Source organism: Stenotrophomonas sp. 05L414_2 (assembly GCF_056397905.1).
The window spans coordinates 1-16,301 of the sequence record NZ_JBFTOJ010000165.1 but is presented as its reverse complement, the minus strand read 5'-3'; the positions used below and the strand labels follow the sequence as shown (position 1 = coordinate 16,301).

Here is a 16,301-nt window from a genome sequence, read left to right as displayed (position 1 = left end):
TCCGAGCCGCGCGTGCCGGGCGTATCGTCGATGGCCAGGTTCCTGCGCGACAACGGCTGAAGGTCGCCTTCCATTGGGTGGGTGCCGACCGTTGGTTGGCACACCGGCCCGCGGTCAGCGCTCCTTGTCGCCGTCGCTTTCCGCGTCCGCTTCGAACAGGTGCATCAGGTCGTTGCGGGCATCGCGCGAGGTCTGGATCACGGCGGCCTCGTCGTCGTAGACCAGGTACTGGTCGCGCAGCAGCTTCTCGTCGTGTTCGCGGAACTGCTGCACATGGCGCTCGGCCACGTTCGGTGCCACGCCCAGCGCGGTCAGCACGCGCCCGCTCATTTCCAGGCTGGTACCGAACACTTCGCGGAACGGTTCGGCCGACATGTCCATCAACCGCCAGGCATGCTGGCGGTTGCGCGCACGCGCCAGCACCGTCGCATCCGGGTACAGGCGGCGCACCATGCGCACCGCACGCAGGTTGGTTTCCGGGTCGTCCACGGTGATCACGAACACGTCGATGTGCTCGCCACCGGCGGCGCGCAGCATCTCCGGCCGGGTCGGATCGCCGTAGTACAGCTGGTTGCCGAAGCGGCGCAGGTCGGCCACCGTGTCCGGGTTCGCCTCCAGTGCCACGAACGGCACCTTCTGCGCGGTGAGCAGGCGCGCGATCACCTGGCCGAAGCGGCCCATGCCGGCAATCAGCACCTTCGGGCGATTGTCCGGCGCCACCTTGTCGGCCTCCGCCGCCTGGCGGGGCGCGACCTTCTCCTCGCCGAGCAGGCGCATCAGGGCGATCATCAGCAACGGGGTGATCGCCATCGACAGGCCGACGATCGCCACCAGCCGGTCATGGTTGGCATTGCCCAGCAGATGCGCACGCTGGGCTTCGTTGAACACCACGAAGGCGAATTCGCCGCCCAGCCACAACACGCTGCCCAGCAGCAACGACTGCCGCGAGCTGAGTCTGGCGATGCGGCCGATGGCGTACAGCAGGCTGAACTTCACCACCAGCAGGATCGCCACGCCCGCAGCGATCATCCACGGTTCGGCGGCGATGCGGTCCAGGTCGATGCCCATGCCCACGGCAATGAAGAACAGGCCCAACAGCAGGCCCTTGAACGGCTCGATCTGCGATTCCAGCTCATGCCGGAATTCCGAATCGGACAGCAGCACGCCGGCCAGGAATGCCCCCAGGCTGGGGCTCAGGCCGGCTTCCTGCATGAACCAGGCGGTGCCCAGCACCACCAGCAGTGCGGTGGCGGTGAACACCTCCGGGCTGCGGGTGCGGGCGATGATGCCGAACACCCGGCGCAGCACCGGCCGCCCGCACAGGATCACCACCGCCAGCGCGCCCAGCGCGACGGCCGCATCTTCCCAGCGCAGCGTCTCGTTCTTGACCCCGCCCAGCAGCGGAATCGCGGCCAGCAGCGGAATGGCGATCAGGTCCTGGAACAGCAGGATGGCAAACCCCAGCCGGCCATGGTCGCTGTTGATCGCCTTGTGTTCGGACAGCAGCTGCAGGCCGACCGCAGTCGACGACAGCGCCAGCGCCACGCCCACTACCAGCGCGCTCTTCCACTGGAAGTGATCGAGCAGCAGCAGGCCGCCCAGCACCAGCCCGGACAGCGCCACTTGCGCGGCGCCCGCACCGAACACCGAGCGSCGCATCACCTTCAGCCGGGCCGGGGACAGCTCCAGCCCGATCACGAACAGCAGCATGACCACGCCGATCTCGGCCGCGCCGAGGATGCGGTCGGCGTCCTGCACGAAGCCCAGACCGTCCGGACCCAGCACCACGCCGGCCGCCAGGTAGCCCAGCACSGCGCCSARGCCGARCTTCTTGAACACCGGYACCGCKATCACCGCGGCCAGCAGCAGCACCAGTGCCAGTTCCAGACCACCGCTATGCATGGGAATACCTGGTCATCGGGAGGCCGGCTGTGCGTCCGTTCGGCGGGGAGGGGAAGCGCGGCGGATGCCACCTGGGCATTATGCGCGCGCCGCTGTGTACGCACGAGAACGGCAGCGGGCCCATTGTCCGGTCAGCGTGGCGGGTTGACCTGCACCGACCGCAGGTCCAGACTGCCCGCCGCTGCCGGCGTGTCCGGCAGTACACCCCTCCGGAGTCCCCAACCCATGTCCAGCGACAGTAGAAGTCGACCTCGGTCGACGCCAGCGATGGCCACCGCCTGACACCGGGACGGTTTGCCTGCGTTGGCGTTGCGCGAGGTCGCACCCCATGAAGGCGAATCACCATGAACCAGAAGCAATTGCTGCGTCCGGTGGCCGATGCCGCAGCATTGTCGGCACCGCTGGCGAACTACAACACCGCCGACGCGGTGGAATTCCTCAACACGCTCGAACTGCAGCGCGCCGCCGAGACGCTGGCCGCGCTGTCGCTGCCGCGCGCAGTGAAGATGCTCGAGGCGCCGGAGCTGCACCGCAGTGGCGAACTGGTTGCCGCACTGCCGCCGGCACGCGCCGCCGCGCTGCTGGGGTTGATGGCCGACGACCGTGCCACCGATATCGTCCACGAGCTGGATGAAGAAGAACGCGCGCGGCTGATTCCGCTGCTGGGCAACGAAGCCCGGCAGACCATCCAGAAGCTGCTGAGCTACCCGCCGAACACCGCCGGTGCGCTGATGACCACCGAGTTCGTCGCCGTGCCCGCCACCTGGACCGTGGCCCAGACCCTGCAGCACATCCGCCAGGTCGAACGCACGCGCGAGACCGTGTATGCGATCTACGTACTCGACCCGGCCAACCAGCAGCTGCAGCAGGTGGTGACCATGCGCCGGCTGATCACCGGGCTGCCGGAGGAATCGATCCTGGATGTGGCCCAGGTCAATCCGCCGGTGATGGTGGATGCGCAGATGGACCAGGAAGACGTGGCGCGGCTGATCCGCCGCCACGATCTGCTGGCCATTCCGGTGGTGGACGCGCAGCAGCACATGCTCGGCATCGTCACCGTCGATGACATCCTCGATGCGCTGATCGAAGAGTCCACCGAAGACGCACACAAGTTCGGCGGCATGGAAGCGCTGGACAAGCCGTACATGCAGATCGGCTTCTTCGAGATGCTGCGCAAGCGCGCCGGCTGGCTGAGCGTGCTGTTCGTTGGCGAGATGTTGACCGCCAGCGCGATGCAGCACTACGAGGACGAACTGGCGCGCGCGGTGGTGCTGACCCTGTTCATTCCGTTGATCATGAGCTCGGGTGGCAACTCCGGTTCGCAGGCGACCTCGCTGCTGATCCGCAGCCTGGCGCTGCGCGAACTGCGCCTGCGCGACTGGTGGAAGGTGGCCTTGCGCGAAGTGCCCACCGGCATGGTGCTCGGCGCCATCCTCGGCTGCCTGGCCATCGTACGCATCGTGATCTGGCAGCTCGGTGGCTTCCATGACTACGGCGAACACTGGATCCTACTGGCGATCACCATCGGTGCCGCGCTGGTGGGCATCGTCACGTTCGGCTCGCTGTCCGGGTCGATGCTGCCCTTCATCCTCAAGCGGCTGGGCTTCGACCCGGCCAGTGCCTCGGCCCCATTCGTGGCCACCCTGGTGGATGTGACCGGCCTGGTCATCTACTTCAGCATCGCCGCGATGATCCTGCACGGGACGCTGCTGTAACGGCGGCGTCATCCACGCATGGCGTGGATCCACTGGTCCTGGCCTGCGTAGTAGATCCACGCCCTGCGTGGATGCGATGCCAGGTTCCTGCGCACGATCATGCCGCCGCAGCGCCGGTCCGTGTAACGTAGGCACATGAGTACTTACCACCTGCAGTCCGTGTTCCGTCCGCAGTCGGTCGCGGTGATCGGCGGCAGCCCGCGTGAGCGCTCGGCGGGCCGCGCAGTCATGCGCAACCTGCGCGGCACCGGCTTCCCCGGCAAAGTGGCATGGATCAACCCGCGCCATGCCGAGATCGATGGCATCCGCACGGTGAAGCGGCTGAAGGACCTGGACTGGGTGCCGGAACTGGTGGTGATCACCGCACCGGCCGCCATCGTGCCGCAGGTGGTACGCACCGCTGCCGAACGTGGCGTGCAGGCCGCGATCATCCTCACCGCGCACCTGGGAGAAGGCCCGGGCTCGCCATGGGCACAGGTGGAGGCCGCCGCGCGCGCGCATGGCCTGCGCATCCTCGGCCCGCACTGCCTAGGCGTGATCGCGCCACATGCACGGCTCAATGCCAGCATCGCCGCGCATTTCCCACAGGCTGGCGACCTCGCGCTGATTTCCGAATCCTCGGCGATTGCCGCCGCCCTGGTGGAATGGGGCGTGGCGCGCTCGGTAGGGTTCTCCGCCGTGGTTTCGCTGGGCGACACCATGGACGTGGACTTCGGCGATCTGCTGGATTACTTCGCCACCGACTACCGTACCCGCGCCATCCTGCTCTATGTCGAGCAGATCAAGGACGCGCGCAAGTTCATGTCGGCCGCGCGCGCCGCTGCGCGTGCCAAACCCGTGGTGGTGGTGAAGTCCGGGCGCGCCGAACGGGTACAGCCGGGCAGCGCCGATACCCACGTGCAGGCACTGGCGCGCGCCGATGATGTGTACGGCGCGGCATTCAACCGTGCCGGCCTGCTGCGGGTGAGCGCGCTGGACGAACTGTTCACCGCGGCCGAGTCGCTGGGCCGGCTTGGCACCTTCCCCGGTCGTCGCCTGGCCATCCTCAGCAACGGCGGTGGCGTCGGCCACCTGGCGGTGGACCAGCTGATCGCCCTGCAGGGCACGCTGGCGCAACTGTCCGACAGCACCGTGCAGAAGCTGGATGCGGTACTGCCGCAGGGCTGGACGCGCAGCAACCCGGTCGACATCGTGGTCGACGCCGATGGTGATCGCTATGCCACTGCCATCGAAGCGTTGCTGGCCGACAGCGAGAACGATGCGGTGCTGGTGGTCAACGTGCCTACCGCGTTCACCTCGTCGGCCGATGCGGCGCAGGCGCTGACCCGTACGCTCGGCCTGCGCCCGCGCCACCACCGCGACAAGCCGGTATTCGCGGTGTGGCTGGGCAACGACGACCAGGCCACTGCCACCCTCAATGCCGCACGCGTGCCGACCTATCCCACCGAAGCGGAGGCCGTGCGCGGCTTCCAGCATCTGGTGCGTTACCGGGAGGCACAGAGTGCGTTGATGGAAACGCCGCCGAGCCTGCCGCAGGATTTCAGCGTGGATACCGCGCGTGCGCGCGCGCTGGTCGAAGCCGCGCTGGCCAATGGCCAGGGCTGGCTGGACCCGTTGGCCACCCATGAACTGCTGAAGGCCTACGGCATCCCCTCTGCACCGGTGATGCACGCGCGCGATGCGCACGAGGCGATGGACCTGGCGCAACCCTTGCTGGAGCGTGGCGCGACCGTCGCGCTGAAGATCCTGTCGCCCGATATTCCGCACAAATCCGAAGTGGATGGCGTGCGCCTGAATCTGGCGACCCTGCCGGCGGTGCAGAGCGCGGCGAAGGCCATCCTTGCTCGTGCACGCCAGCTACGGCCGGACGCGCGCATCGACGGCCTGCTGGTGCAACCGACCATCGTCCGCCCGAAGGCGCGCGAGATCATCGTCGGCATCGCCGACGACGCCACGTTTGGACCGGTGATCGTGGTCGGGCGCGGTGGCACGGCGGTGGAAGTGATCAACGACAAGGCGCTGGCGCTGCCGCCGCTGGACCTGCGCCTGGCCCACGAGCTGATCGGCCAGACCCGGGCCTCGCGCATCCTCAAGGCCTATGGCGATGTGCCCGCCGCCGATGAGCGTGCACTGGCACTGGCGCTGGTCAAACTGGCGCAGCTGGCGGCGGACATTCCCGAAGTGCGCACGCTGGACATCAATCCCCTGCTGGTGGACAGCAAGGGCATCCTCGCACTGGACGCGCGCGTTGCGGTTGCGCCGTCGCGCATCCTGCACAAGGGCCGTGGCCATCCACGCTTCGCCGTGTTCCCGTATCCGAAGGAATGGGAGCGCACCATCGAGCTGTCCGATGGCGGTCGCGCGTTCGTGCGCCCGGTGCGGCCGGAAGATGACGCGCTGTTCCGTGCGTTCTTCGCGCGTGTCAGCGACGAGGATCTGCGTCTGCGTTTCTTCCAGTCGGTGAAGCATTTCAGCCACGAGTTCATCGCCCGCCTGACCCAGCTGGACTACGCCCGCTCGATCGCATTGGTGGCGCTCGAACCGCGCAGCGGCGAAATGCTCGGCGCGGTGCGACTGCATGCCGATGCGGATTACCACCGTGGCGAGTACGGCATCCTGATCCGTTCGGATCTGAAGGGACACGGCATCGGCTGGCGCCTGATGGCGATCATGATCGAGTACGCCAAGTGGCTGGGCCTGGATGTGGTGGAAGGCCAGGTGCTGCGCGAGAACAGCACCATGCTGGCGATGTGCCAGAGCCTGGGCTTCAAGACCCGGCTGGACCCGGACGACCCGACGGTGATGATGGTGACGTTGCCGGTGCAGCAGGTGGAAGTGCCCGACGTCCCGCCGGTGGCGTGACCGTGACGGTAGCGCCGGGCCATGCCCGGCGGAACATCGGATTCAACGCAGCGGCTCGACCACCACCGCCGTGCCATAGCACAGCACTTCGGTCAGGCCGGTCATCACATCGGTGGCGTCGTAGCGCATGCCGATGACCGCGTTGGCACCCAGCTGCCGCGCATGCTTGACCATGTCGCGATAGGTTTCCTCGCGCGCCTGCTCGCACAGCTCGGTGTAGATGGTGATGTTGCCGCCGAAGATCGTCTGGATGCCGCCCAGGAAATTGCCCACGATCGAGCGCGAGCGCACGGTGATGCCGCGTACCACGCCCAGGTTGCGCGCGATGCGGTAGCCGGGCAGCTCGAAGGCGGTGGTCACCATCGAATCCTCGAAGCGCGCTGCTGACGTGGTCGGGGTACCGCTGTTGTAGGGGTCGGCCATGGGTGTCTGGTCGTGTTGTGGGTTTGAAGACGCCACAATACCCGCATGACCGACCGCATTCCCCTGCTGCTGCTCCCCGGCTTGCTCAACGACGCCGAACTCTGGCGCGCGCAGCTGGCCGACCTGGCCGATATCGCCGACTGCACCGTGGGCGACCAGACCCACGGCGAGACCCTGCAGGCCGTTGCCGAGGAGGTACTGGCGCAGGCGCCGGAGCGGTTTGCGCTGGCCGGTTTCTCACTGGGCGGCTTCGTCGCCCAGCAGATCCTGCGCACCGCGCCGGAGCGTGTGCTGCAGCTGGCCCTGATCGACACCTCGATCCATGCCGACTCCCCGGAACGTGCCGAACAGCGCCGCAGCCAGCGCGCCAGCGTGCGCCTGCCCGGTAAATTCCACGGCTTTGGTGACGCGCTGATGCGCAGCTATATCGACGCCTCGCGGCTGGACGACTACGTGCTGGTGCAGCGCGTGCGTGACATGACCGCACGGCTGGGTGCGGAGGTGTTCCTGCGCCAGAGCGCGCTGGAGCGCAGTGATGGCCACGATGTGCTGGCCGGCTACCGCGATCCGCTGCTGATCGTCTGTGGTGCGAACGACCGCATCACGCCGTTGGCGGTGAGCGAGGAGATGCACGCGCTGGTGCCGCATTCGCAGCTGGTGGTGGTGCCCGATTGCGGGCACCTGGCACCGATGGAGAAGCCGGACGAGGTGAGTGCGGCAATGGGCGCGTCGGCATTATTGTTGATCTGGATTTACGGCCGAGCGTAATCCTGCTGCAGCGCCCATGCCAGCGCGATCTGCGCCGGGCTGGCCTGATGACGGCCGGCGATGGCCTGGATCACTGGGTCCTTGATCACCTCGCCGTAGGCCAGGCTCATGTAGGCAGTGACGCGGATCCCGTTGTCCTGCAGGAACTTCACCAGCAGGCGGTTCTGCAGGTAAGGGTGGATCTCGATCTGGTTGGTGGCGATGGCATCGGCGCCGAGGATCTCGATCGCCTTGCGGGTCTGGGCGATGGTGAAGTTGGAGATACCGATCTCCCGGGTCAGCCCCTGTGCCTTGGCGGCGGCCAGGGCAGGCAGGTATTCCTCCATCGGCGTATCGACCTTGTCGTTCGGTGACGGCCAGTGGATCAACGCCAGGTCGACATGGTCGGTGCGCAGCTTTTCCAGGCTGGTGCGCAGGCTGGCCAGCAGCGCATCGCGCTTGAACTCGGTGATCCACACCTTGGTGGTCAGGTAGATCTCGTCACGCGGTACGCCGGACTCGGCGATGGCCTGGCCGACCTCGGCTTCGTTGCCGTAGATCTGCGCGGTGTCGATGGCGCGGTAGCCGACGTCCAGCGCGTTGCGCACCGAGTCGATCACGGTCTGGTCTTTCAGGCGGAAGGTGCCGAGGCCGAAAGCGGGGACAGTCATGGAGAACTCCAAAGCGGGGGAAGGAGGTGATCGCAAAGGGTAGGGCAGGGGCCGTGTGCATGCCGGCAACGGTGCATTGCATGCATCAGTGCGCGCTCACCGCGATCCCCTCGGCGCGATCGTCGATGCCGTCGCGACGGTCCAGGCGGCCGCTGAGCGCCGTCAGTGCGAACGCACCGACCACCACCAGCGCACCCAGCCACGGCGTATGCATCAGGCCGATGTGCTCGACCACCAGGCCGCCCAGCGACGCACCCAGCGCGATGCCGATGTTGAAGGCGGCGATGTTCAGGCCCGAAGCCACATCGGTCGCCTGCGGTGCGTAGCGCTGTGCCTGCTTGACCACGTACACCTGCAGGCCGGGCACGTTGCCGAACGCCACCGCGCCCAGTGCCAGCACGGTCAGCAGCATCAGCCAGGTGTTGTGGGCGGTGAAGGTCATGACCAGCAGCACGATGGCCAGCAGCGCGAAGATGCGCTTCAGCGCGGGAATCGGGCCCATGCGGTCGGCCATGCGGCCGCCCCACAGGTTGCCGATCGCCACCGACACGCCATACACCAGCAGCACCAGGCTGACCGCGTTGGCCGAGAAGCCGGTGACGTCCTGCAGGATCGGCGCCAGGTAGGTGAAGGACAGGAAGGTGCCGCCGTAGCCAAGCGCGGTGATGGCATACACCATCAGCAGGCGCGGCTGCGCCAGCACGCCCAGCTGCTGGCGGAAGGTGGCCGGCGCGCTCTGTGCCAGGCCGCGCGGCACGAACAGCAGGCTGCCCAGCAGCGCGATCACGCCCAGGCCGGCCACGGCCAGGAACGTGGCGCGCCAGCCCAGGTGCTGACCGATGAAGGTGCCCAGCGGCACGCCGGTCACCAGCGCCACGGTCAGGCCGGTGAACATGATGGCGATCGCGCTGGCGGCCTTCTCTTTCGGCACCACGGCGGTGGCGATGATCGAGCCGATGGAGAAGAACACGCCGTGGGCCAGGCCGGTGAGGATGCGGGCGACGATCAGCGAGGTGTAGCCCGGTGCCATCCATGCGATGACGTTGCCGAGGGTGAACAGCACCATCAGCGCCACCAGCAGGGTCTTGCGCGGCACGCGGCCGGTGAGCGCGGTCAACACCGGCGCGCCGACGGCCACGCCCAGGGCATACAGGGAGACCAGCAGGCCGGCCGAGGGCAGGSTGACCTGCAGGTCGGCGGCGATGGTCGGGATCAGGCCGACGATGACGAATTCRGTSGTGCCGATGGCAAAGGCACCGAGGGTCAGCGCCAGCAGGGCGAGCGGAATGCCACGGATCATGACAGTGTCCAGAGGGAAGGAAGGCGCGCAGTGTGCGCGGCCGACCTTTGCCGAAAAACCGGTCTTCACGCCAATCACTCTTGCCGCGTGGTCAATAATGGCGCCATGAAAACCACCCTCGACGAAATGCAGGCCTTCCTGGCGGTGATCGACAGCGGTTCGATCAGCGCGGCTGCCGAGCAGCTGGGGCAGACACCTTCGGGCGTGAGCCGCGCGCTGGGCCGTCTGGAGGACAAGCTGGGCACGACCCTGCTGACCCGCACCACCCGCCGCCTGCACCTGACCGCCGAGGGCGAGGCCTACCTGCGCCATGCGCGGGCGATCATCGATGCGGTGGAATCGGCCGAGGAACAGATGGCGGCGCGGCGCGAGCGTCCGGCTGGCCGGCTGCGGGTGGATGCAGCGATGCCGTTCGTGCTGCACGTGATCGCGCCGCTGGTCGCTGGTTACCGCGCGCGCTATCCGGACGTGCAGCTGGAGTTGAACAGTTCCGAGCGCTACATCGACCTGCTGGAACGGCGCACCGATCTGGCGATCCGTATCGGCCCGCTGGCCGATTCCACCCTGCATGCGCGGCCGCTGGGGCGCTGCCGGCTGCAGGTGCTGGCCAGCCCGGCCTATCTGGCCACGCACGGCGAGCCGGCCAGCGTGGTGGCATTGGGTCAGCACACGCTGCTGGGGTTCAACGAGCCGGAGTCATTGAACCGTTGGCCGCTGYCGGGCGATGCCGAGGGGCAGCTGCTGGTGCGCCCGGACATCGCGGTGTCCAGCGGCGAGACCCTGCGCACGCTGGCGGTGGAGGGCGTGGGCATCACCTGCCTGTCCGACTTCGTGACCGAACGCGACCGCGCGGCCGGCACCCTGGTGCCGGTGCTGGCCGCGCAGACGCTGGATGTGTACCAGCCGATCCATGCGGTGTACTACCGCAACACGGCCGTATCGGCACGGATCAGCTCGTTCCTGGATTACCTGGGCGAGGCGATGGCCGCCTCGGATTACCTGCGCTGATGGAGTGTCCGGGTTGCCGGCCAGCGGCCGGCATTACCGGGAATCGCACGCATGGTAGTGCCGGCCGCTGGCCGGCAACCCCCACACTGCCCGGTGGATCCGTCAGGCCGCGCGCGCCAGCGCACCCTTGCTCGCCGTCGCGGTTCCCAGATCAAACACATCCACCGCTTCGATCAGGCGATCCGCCTGCTGTTCCAGGCTGCGTGCCGCGGCGCTCGCTTCTTCCACCAGCGCGGCATTCTGCTGGGTGGTGCCATCCATCTGGATGATGGTCTGGCTGACCTGCTCGATGCCGGCCGACTGCTCCTGCGACGCAGCGGAGATCTCGGCCATGATGTCGGTCACGCGCTGCACCGACGCGACGATCTCGGCCATGGTGTCGCCGGCCTGGCGCACACGCTGCGCACCGTGGCCAACCTGTTCCACCGACGCCTCGATCAGCGATTTGATTTCCTTGGCCGCCGCCGCCGACCGCTGTGCCAGCGTACGCACTTCACTGGCGACCACCGCGAATCCACGGCCCTGCTCGCCGGCACGCGCCGCTTCCACCGCTGCATTCAGCGCCAGGATGTTGGTCTGGAACGCGATGCCGTCGATGACGCTGATGATGTCGGCGATCTGCCGCGACGAGCCTTCGATCGCATCCATCGTCGCCACGACCTGGCCGACCACTTCACCGCCGTGCGAGGCCACGCTGTGCGCACCGATCGCCAGCTGGTTGGCCTGCCGCGCATGCTCGGCGTTCTGGCGCACGGTGGAGGTCAGTTCCTCCATCGACGCGGCGGTTTCTTCCAGGTTCGCCGCCTGCTGTTCGGTGCGGCGCGACAGGTCGTTGTTGCCGGCGGAAATTTCCGCAGCGGCGGTGTGGATGCTGCCGGAGGCGTGCTTGATGTCGCTGACGATCGTCGCCAGCTGTGCGGCGGTGGCGTTGGCATCCCCCGCAATGCGGGCGAACACGCCCTGGAAGTCGCCGTCCATACGCGCACCCAGTCGACCATCGGCAATGGCACGCAGCATGGCCGAGACCTCGCCCAGGTTCTGTTCGGTGGTCTGCATCAATCGGTTCAGGCCATCGACCATCGCGCGGAAATCATGCTCGAAGCGCGCACTGTCGCCGCGTTGGCTGAAATCGCCTGCTGCCGCAGCTTCGGCCAGGCGGCGGATTTCGCCGTTGATCGCGCCCAGGTTGGATTTCACCGCATCCAGCGCCTGGGTGATCACGGCCTTCTCGCCGGGCAGGCGTTCCATGTCCAGGCTGAGATCGCCCACTGCATAGCGGCCCATGATCGTGATCGCGCGCATCTTCACCTGGATGTGCGCATCGACCAGGGTGTTGGTGTCGGCCACCATCGTGCCGTAGGCGCCGGGGAAGGCGCTGCTGTCCATGCGGTGGCTGATCGTGCCGGCGTCGTGTGCCCTTGCCATCGCGGTCTGCGCATCAAGCACGCCACGCAGGGTGCTCTGCACGGCCTGCATCGCCTGTGCCAGGCGACCGATCTCGTCGCGGCTGCGCACCTGCACCACGTGGTCGAGGTCACCGGCGGCAACCGCACGCGCGGCCGCTTCCACCGCCAGCACCGGCTGCACCACGGCGCGCCGCAGCCACCAGCCAAGGGCGATCAGCAGCAGCACGGCGGCGCCGATGGTCAGCGCGGCGCACACCACCAGCACCTGTCGGGAATCCTGCGAACGCGCGGTCACTGCAGCCTCGGCTACCTCGGTGGCACGCATGCTCAGGGCATCCAGCGCACTGGCCACCGGACGGTCCTTGCCGCGCACCAGGGAATCGCCGACCGCCGGGTCGTAGCTGGCGTCAGCGAAGGCCTGCAGTGCGGCGTGGTAGTCCTGCTGCAACTGTGCGTGCAGGCCGGAAAACGCCTGCGCCAGTTCGCGCGTGCGCGCATCGGGGCTGGCGGCCAGGCCCGTGGCCAGTTCGGCAACGACGCGGCCTTCGTTGTCGAAGGCCTGCAGGTGATGCTGGCGCAGCGCGTCATCGTGGCCGCGCAGCAGCACGTTCTTCCACTCCTGTACCTGCCCGCGGAATTCGCGTTGCAGGCGCTCGGCGTCACGGCTGTGGGCAACCTCCGGCGGTACGTCGGTGGACAGCTTCAACCAGGCCGACGCCAGGCCCGCCAGGGCGCATACCAGGACAACAGCCAGACCAACAGAAACGGCACCGAGCAGCTTCGACTGCAGCCGCGGCGCATGGGAAGAGGCTTTCATGGGACGAGATCTCGGAAGGGGTGCGATGCGGTATCGACCGTCCTTTAGCGCTCTGAAGTGCGATGCGTGTCACATTCCCGTTCTGTTTAGTGATGTGAAGAATGTGTTTCATTGGACAAATGTGTCCATATGGAACGAAAGAAGACCCTCGACAGGTGGTTTAAATGTAACTATTGTTGTTACATGAAATCCGCGAATCCGCTTTCCGACGCCCTGCACGTGATGGCCCATCTGGTCGGCCAGCACGGGCCGCGAACCTCCGAACAGCTGGCGACCTGCCTGCCGACCCATCCGGTGGTGATCCGCCGCCTGCTGGCGCAGATGCACAAGGCCGGCCTGGTACGCAGCACGCGCGGCCACGGTGGCGGCAGCCAGCTCGCCCGCGATGCGGCGACGATCACCCTGTACGACGTCTACCAGGCCATCGGCGCGCCGCCGATGGTCCAGGTCGGTACCCGCGAAGGCAGGGGCGGCTGCCCGATCCAGCAGCTGGTCAACCAGGCCCTGCTGGAGAGTGCCCGCGAAGCGCAGCGCCTGCTCGAGCAGCGGCTGCAGGCAACCACCCTCGACCAGCTTGGCGCCGACTTCGCCCGCCATCTTGCCCATCACCGTTCCCTGGAAGGTCACCATGAATCCTGATGTCCTCATCGTCGGCGGCAGCTACGCCGGCATCGCCGCCGCACTGATCCTGGCGCGTGCGCGCCGGCCGGTCACCATCATCGATGCGGGTTCGCCGCGAAACCGTTTCGCCAGCCATTCGCACGGCGTGCTGGGCCTGGACGGCATCAGTGGCGCCGAGTTGTTGAAGAACGCGCGCCAGCAACTGCTGGACTACCCGACCGTGCGTTGGCTGAATGCCGAAGCGGTGCAGGCCACGCTCCGCACCGAAGGTGTGGAGGTGCGTACGGCCGACGGCCAGGTACTGACCGCGCGCAAGCTGCTGCTGGCCACCGGTATCGCCGACCAGCTGCCCGATCTGCCCGGCCTGGCCGAGCGCTGGGGCAGCACCGTGCTGCACTGCCCGTACTGCCATGGTTATGAAGTGGGTGGCGGTTCGATCGGCCTGCTCGGCGGCCATCCGATGTCGGCCGGCAAGGCGCCGCTGTTCGCCGACTGGGGCAACGTCACCTTCTTCAGCCAGGGCCTGCCGATCAGCGACGAGGAGCTGGCCGCCATGCAGCAACGCGGCGTGCAGGTGGAAACCACGCCGGTGGTAGGTGTGCACGGCGAGCAGCCGACGTGGCTGGAAGTGGAACTTGCTGACGGTCGCCGTGTCGCCCAGCGTGCGCTGTTCGTGCCGGCCATGCAGCAGATGGCCACGCCGCTGGTGCAGCAGCTGGGTTGCGCGCTGGTGGAGAGTCCGCTGGGCGTGCTGGCCGAGGTGGACATGATGAAACAGACCTCGGTGCCGAACGTGTACGCCGCCGGTGATGCGACCACGGTCGGCAACATCACCCTGGCCATGGCAGAAGGCGTGCGCGCGGGCATCGGCATGCACCATGCGCTGGTGGCCGAGGACAGCCTGCCGCGCTGAGGCAATGCATCCACGCATGGCGCGGATCCGTTGAAGGGTGCCGACGTTGGCCGGCACCCTCCGCCTTCAACCTTCCACGCTGGCCGCATCCAGCTGTGCCACGTCATGCACGCTCAACGCCACGTTCGCCGCCGCCAGCAGGTCGTGCAGCTGCTCCACGCTGGTGGCACTGACGATCGGTGCGGTGATCGACGGCCGTGCGATCTGCCATGCCAGCGCGATCTGCGCGGCAGTGGCGTTGTGCTTGCTGGCCACGTCATCCAGTGCCTGCAGAATGCGCAGGCCGCGCGGGTTCAGGTAGCGCTTGACCACGGTGGCGCCGCGCGCGGAACTCTTGCCGGCGTCGTCCGGCGTGCGGTACTTGCCACTGAGGAAGCCGCTGGCCAGTGCGTAGTAGTTGATCACGCCGATCTGCTCGCGCTGCACCAGCGGTTCCAGCTCCTTCTCGTAGCCGGCGCGGTCGTACAGGTTGTACTCCGGCTGCAGGGTTTCATAGCGCGGCAGCCCGTAGTCGGTGGAGACCTTCAAGGCATCGGCAAGACGCGTGGCGCTGTAGTTGGACGCGCCGATCGCGCGCACCTTGCCCGCCTCGATCAGGCGACCGAACGCGGCCAGGGTCGCTTCCAGCGGCGTGGATTCATCGTCCTCGTGAGCCTGGTACAGATCGATCACCTCGGTCTGCAGGCGACGCAGCGAATCCTCCACCGCCGCATTGATGTTGTCCGGGGTGAGGCCGGGGCGCTCGGCCCATTTGGCCACCTTGGTCGCCAGCACCACCTTGTCGCGCTTGCCGCTGCGCGCGAACCACTTGCCCAGCAGCGTCTCCGACTCGCCACCCTGGTTGCCCGGCACCCACGCCGAGTACACGTCGGCGGTGTCGACCAGGTTGAAGCCGGCATCGACGAAGGCATCCAGCAGGGCGAAGCTGGCCTTCTCATCAGCGCTCCAGCCGAACACGTTGCCACCGAAGGCGAGCGGAGCTACATGCAGGCCTGAACGGCCCAGTTCGCGGTTTGCCGTCATGGGCACGGACTCCTTGGGGGAAGTCCTTCAGGATAGAACGCGATGTATGACCGCGCTGCGGCGCTGACCACAAAACTGTGTTCCGCACCGCGCACGCGGCTAACGTTTTGTGAACACCTGTGGCGCGGCGGCTGCTAGTCTCGCCGCATCTTCCGCTGGAGTCGCCCCGATGATTGCTGCCTCATCCCTGCGTGGTTGCCGCCTGCTGCTTGCTTCGGCCCTGCTGGTTGCCGTTCCCGCATTCGCCGCGCCGGCCACGGTCGCACCGGCAAAGATCCAGGTGTCGCCCGCGATCGATGCCGCGGTGAAGGCCTCGACCCGCGACCCCGCCAACGTCAAGCGCGACGGTTTCCGTCATCCTGCCCAGACCTTGGGCTTCTTTGGCGTCGCGCCGGAAAAGACCGTCATCGAGATCACCCCGGGCAATGGCTGGTACTCGGAGATCCTGGCGCCGCTGCTGCGCGACAAGGGTCATTACATCGCTGCGGTGGTCGATCCGCAGGCCGTGGCTGAAGGTCGCGGCCGCGACTACCAGCAGCGCAGCCGCGACAGCCTGGAAAAGAAGTACGCCGCCGCACCGGCACAGTTCGACAAAACCGCAGTGGTTGCCTACGACCCGGCCAAGCCGGTGTTCGGTGCAGCCAACTCGGCCGATGTGGTGCTGACCTTCCGCAACGTGCACAACTGGCGCAAGGCCGGCCAGGCGCAGGGCATGTTCCAGGGCTTCTTCAACGTGCTCAAGCCGGGCGGCGTGCTCGGCGTGGTCGAGCACCGCGCCAAGGCCGACGTGGCCGACGCTGACGACACCGGTTATGTGGGCCAGCAGCAGGTGATCGCGATGGCCGAGGCCGCCGGTTTCAAGCTCGACGCGCGCACCGAGGTCAATGCCAACC

General features: G+C 67.4%; 12 protein-coding genes and 1 pseudogene. 7 read left to right on the top strand and 6 right to left on the bottom strand.

Features of this window, described 5'->3' with window-relative positions; all coding sequences use genetic code 11:
* Positions 1–114: 114 nt before the first annotated feature.
* On the bottom strand, positions 115–1,902 hold the full coding sequence (locus AC1DJN_RS18210) for a monovalent cation:proton antiporter-2 (CPA2) family protein (protein ID WP_478039670.1): 1,788 nt from the start codon (positions 1,900–1,902) through the stop codon (positions 115–117).
* Positions 1,903–2,246: 344 nt separating this feature from the next.
* Here AC1DJN_RS18210 and mgtE point away from each other — a divergent pair, with 344 nt between their 5' ends.
* Together mgtE and AC1DJN_RS18200 are read left to right on the top strand one after the other, a co-directional pair.
* A complete protein-coding gene (gene mgtE, locus AC1DJN_RS18205) occupies positions 2,247–3,617 on the top strand; it encodes a magnesium transporter (protein ID WP_025877611.1) in 1,371 nt (456 codons plus the stop codon).
* A gap of 135 nt (positions 3,618–3,752) precedes the next feature.
* The gene (locus AC1DJN_RS18200) at positions 3,753–6,479 is read left to right on the top strand and encodes a bifunctional acetate--CoA ligase family protein/GNAT family N-acetyltransferase (RefSeq protein ID WP_099844117.1); all 2,727 of its coding nucleotides are present in this window, start codon (positions 3,753–3,755) and stop codon (positions 6,477–6,479) included.
* Positions 6,480–6,521: 42 nt separating this feature from the next.
* Here AC1DJN_RS18200 and AC1DJN_RS18195 read toward each other — a convergent pair whose 3' ends face one another.
* Positions 6,522–6,902 carry a YbjQ family protein gene (locus AC1DJN_RS18195; protein ID WP_025877607.1) on the bottom strand — a complete coding sequence of 127 codons (381 nt, stop codon included), beginning with the start codon at positions 6,900–6,902 and terminating at the stop codon, positions 6,522–6,524.
* Between the two features lie 45 nt (positions 6,903–6,947).
* Here AC1DJN_RS18195 and AC1DJN_RS18190 point away from each other — a divergent pair, with 45 nt between their 5' ends.
* Positions 6,948–7,670, top strand: a complete 723-nt coding sequence (locus AC1DJN_RS18190; protein WP_478039668.1) for an alpha/beta fold hydrolase — start codon at positions 6,948–6,950, stop codon at positions 7,668–7,670.
* Here AC1DJN_RS18190 and dkgB read toward each other — a convergent pair.
* Both dkgB and AC1DJN_RS18180 read right to left on the bottom strand, forming a co-directional pair.
* Positions 7,664–8,320: pseudogene (gene dkgB / locus AC1DJN_RS18185) on the bottom strand (2,5-didehydrogluconate reductase DkgB); the annotation flags it as partial. The gene AC1DJN_RS18190 and the pseudogene dkgB overlap by 7 nt on opposite strands.
* Positions 8,321–8,405: 85 nt before the next feature.
* On the bottom strand, positions 8,406–9,620 hold the full coding sequence (locus AC1DJN_RS18180; protein ID WP_478027992.1) for an MFS transporter: 1,215 nt from the start codon (positions 9,618–9,620) through the stop codon (positions 8,406–8,408).
* Positions 9,621–9,725: 105 nt separating this feature from the next.
* Between AC1DJN_RS18180 and AC1DJN_RS18175 the strand changes: the two genes are divergently transcribed.
* Positions 9,726–10,628: a LysR substrate-binding domain-containing protein gene (locus tag AC1DJN_RS18175; RefSeq protein WP_478039666.1), complete on the top strand. Its 903-nt coding sequence runs from the start codon at positions 9,726–9,728 to the stop codon at positions 10,626–10,628.
* 102 nt (positions 10,629–10,730) lie between these two features.
* Here AC1DJN_RS18175 and AC1DJN_RS18170 read toward each other — a convergent pair whose 3' ends face one another.
* Positions 10,731–12,851 (bottom strand): methyl-accepting chemotaxis protein, encoded by a 2,121-nt coding sequence (locus tag AC1DJN_RS18170; RefSeq protein WP_312962905.1) that lies wholly within the window; start codon positions 12,849–12,851, stop codon positions 10,731–10,733.
* A gap of 183 nt (positions 12,852–13,034) precedes the next feature.
* Between AC1DJN_RS18170 and AC1DJN_RS18165 the strand changes: the two genes are divergently transcribed.
* Both AC1DJN_RS18165 and AC1DJN_RS18160 read left to right on the top strand, forming a co-directional pair.
* Positions 13,035–13,490, top strand: a complete 456-nt coding sequence (locus tag AC1DJN_RS18165; RefSeq protein WP_032976824.1) for an Rrf2 family transcriptional regulator — start codon at positions 13,035–13,037, stop codon at positions 13,488–13,490.
* Complete coding sequence (locus AC1DJN_RS18160; protein ID WP_080149589.1) at positions 13,480–14,385, top strand: NAD(P)/FAD-dependent oxidoreductase; 906 nt, start codon at positions 13,480–13,482, stop codon at positions 14,383–14,385. Before AC1DJN_RS18165 ends, AC1DJN_RS18160 begins: the two co-directional genes overlap by 11 nt.
* 66 nt (positions 14,386–14,451) lie before the next feature.
* Here AC1DJN_RS18160 and AC1DJN_RS18155 read toward each other — a convergent pair whose 3' ends face one another.
* Positions 14,452–15,408, bottom strand: coding sequence for an aldo/keto reductase (locus AC1DJN_RS18155; protein ID WP_105164849.1), 957 nt, complete (start codon positions 15,406–15,408; stop codon positions 14,452–14,454).
* 169 nt (positions 15,409–15,577) lie between these two features.
* Here AC1DJN_RS18155 and AC1DJN_RS18150 point away from each other — a divergent pair.
* A partial coding sequence (locus AC1DJN_RS18150) for a class I SAM-dependent methyltransferase (protein WP_478039664.1) occupies positions 15,578–16,301 on the top strand: 724 nt, incomplete at its 3' end.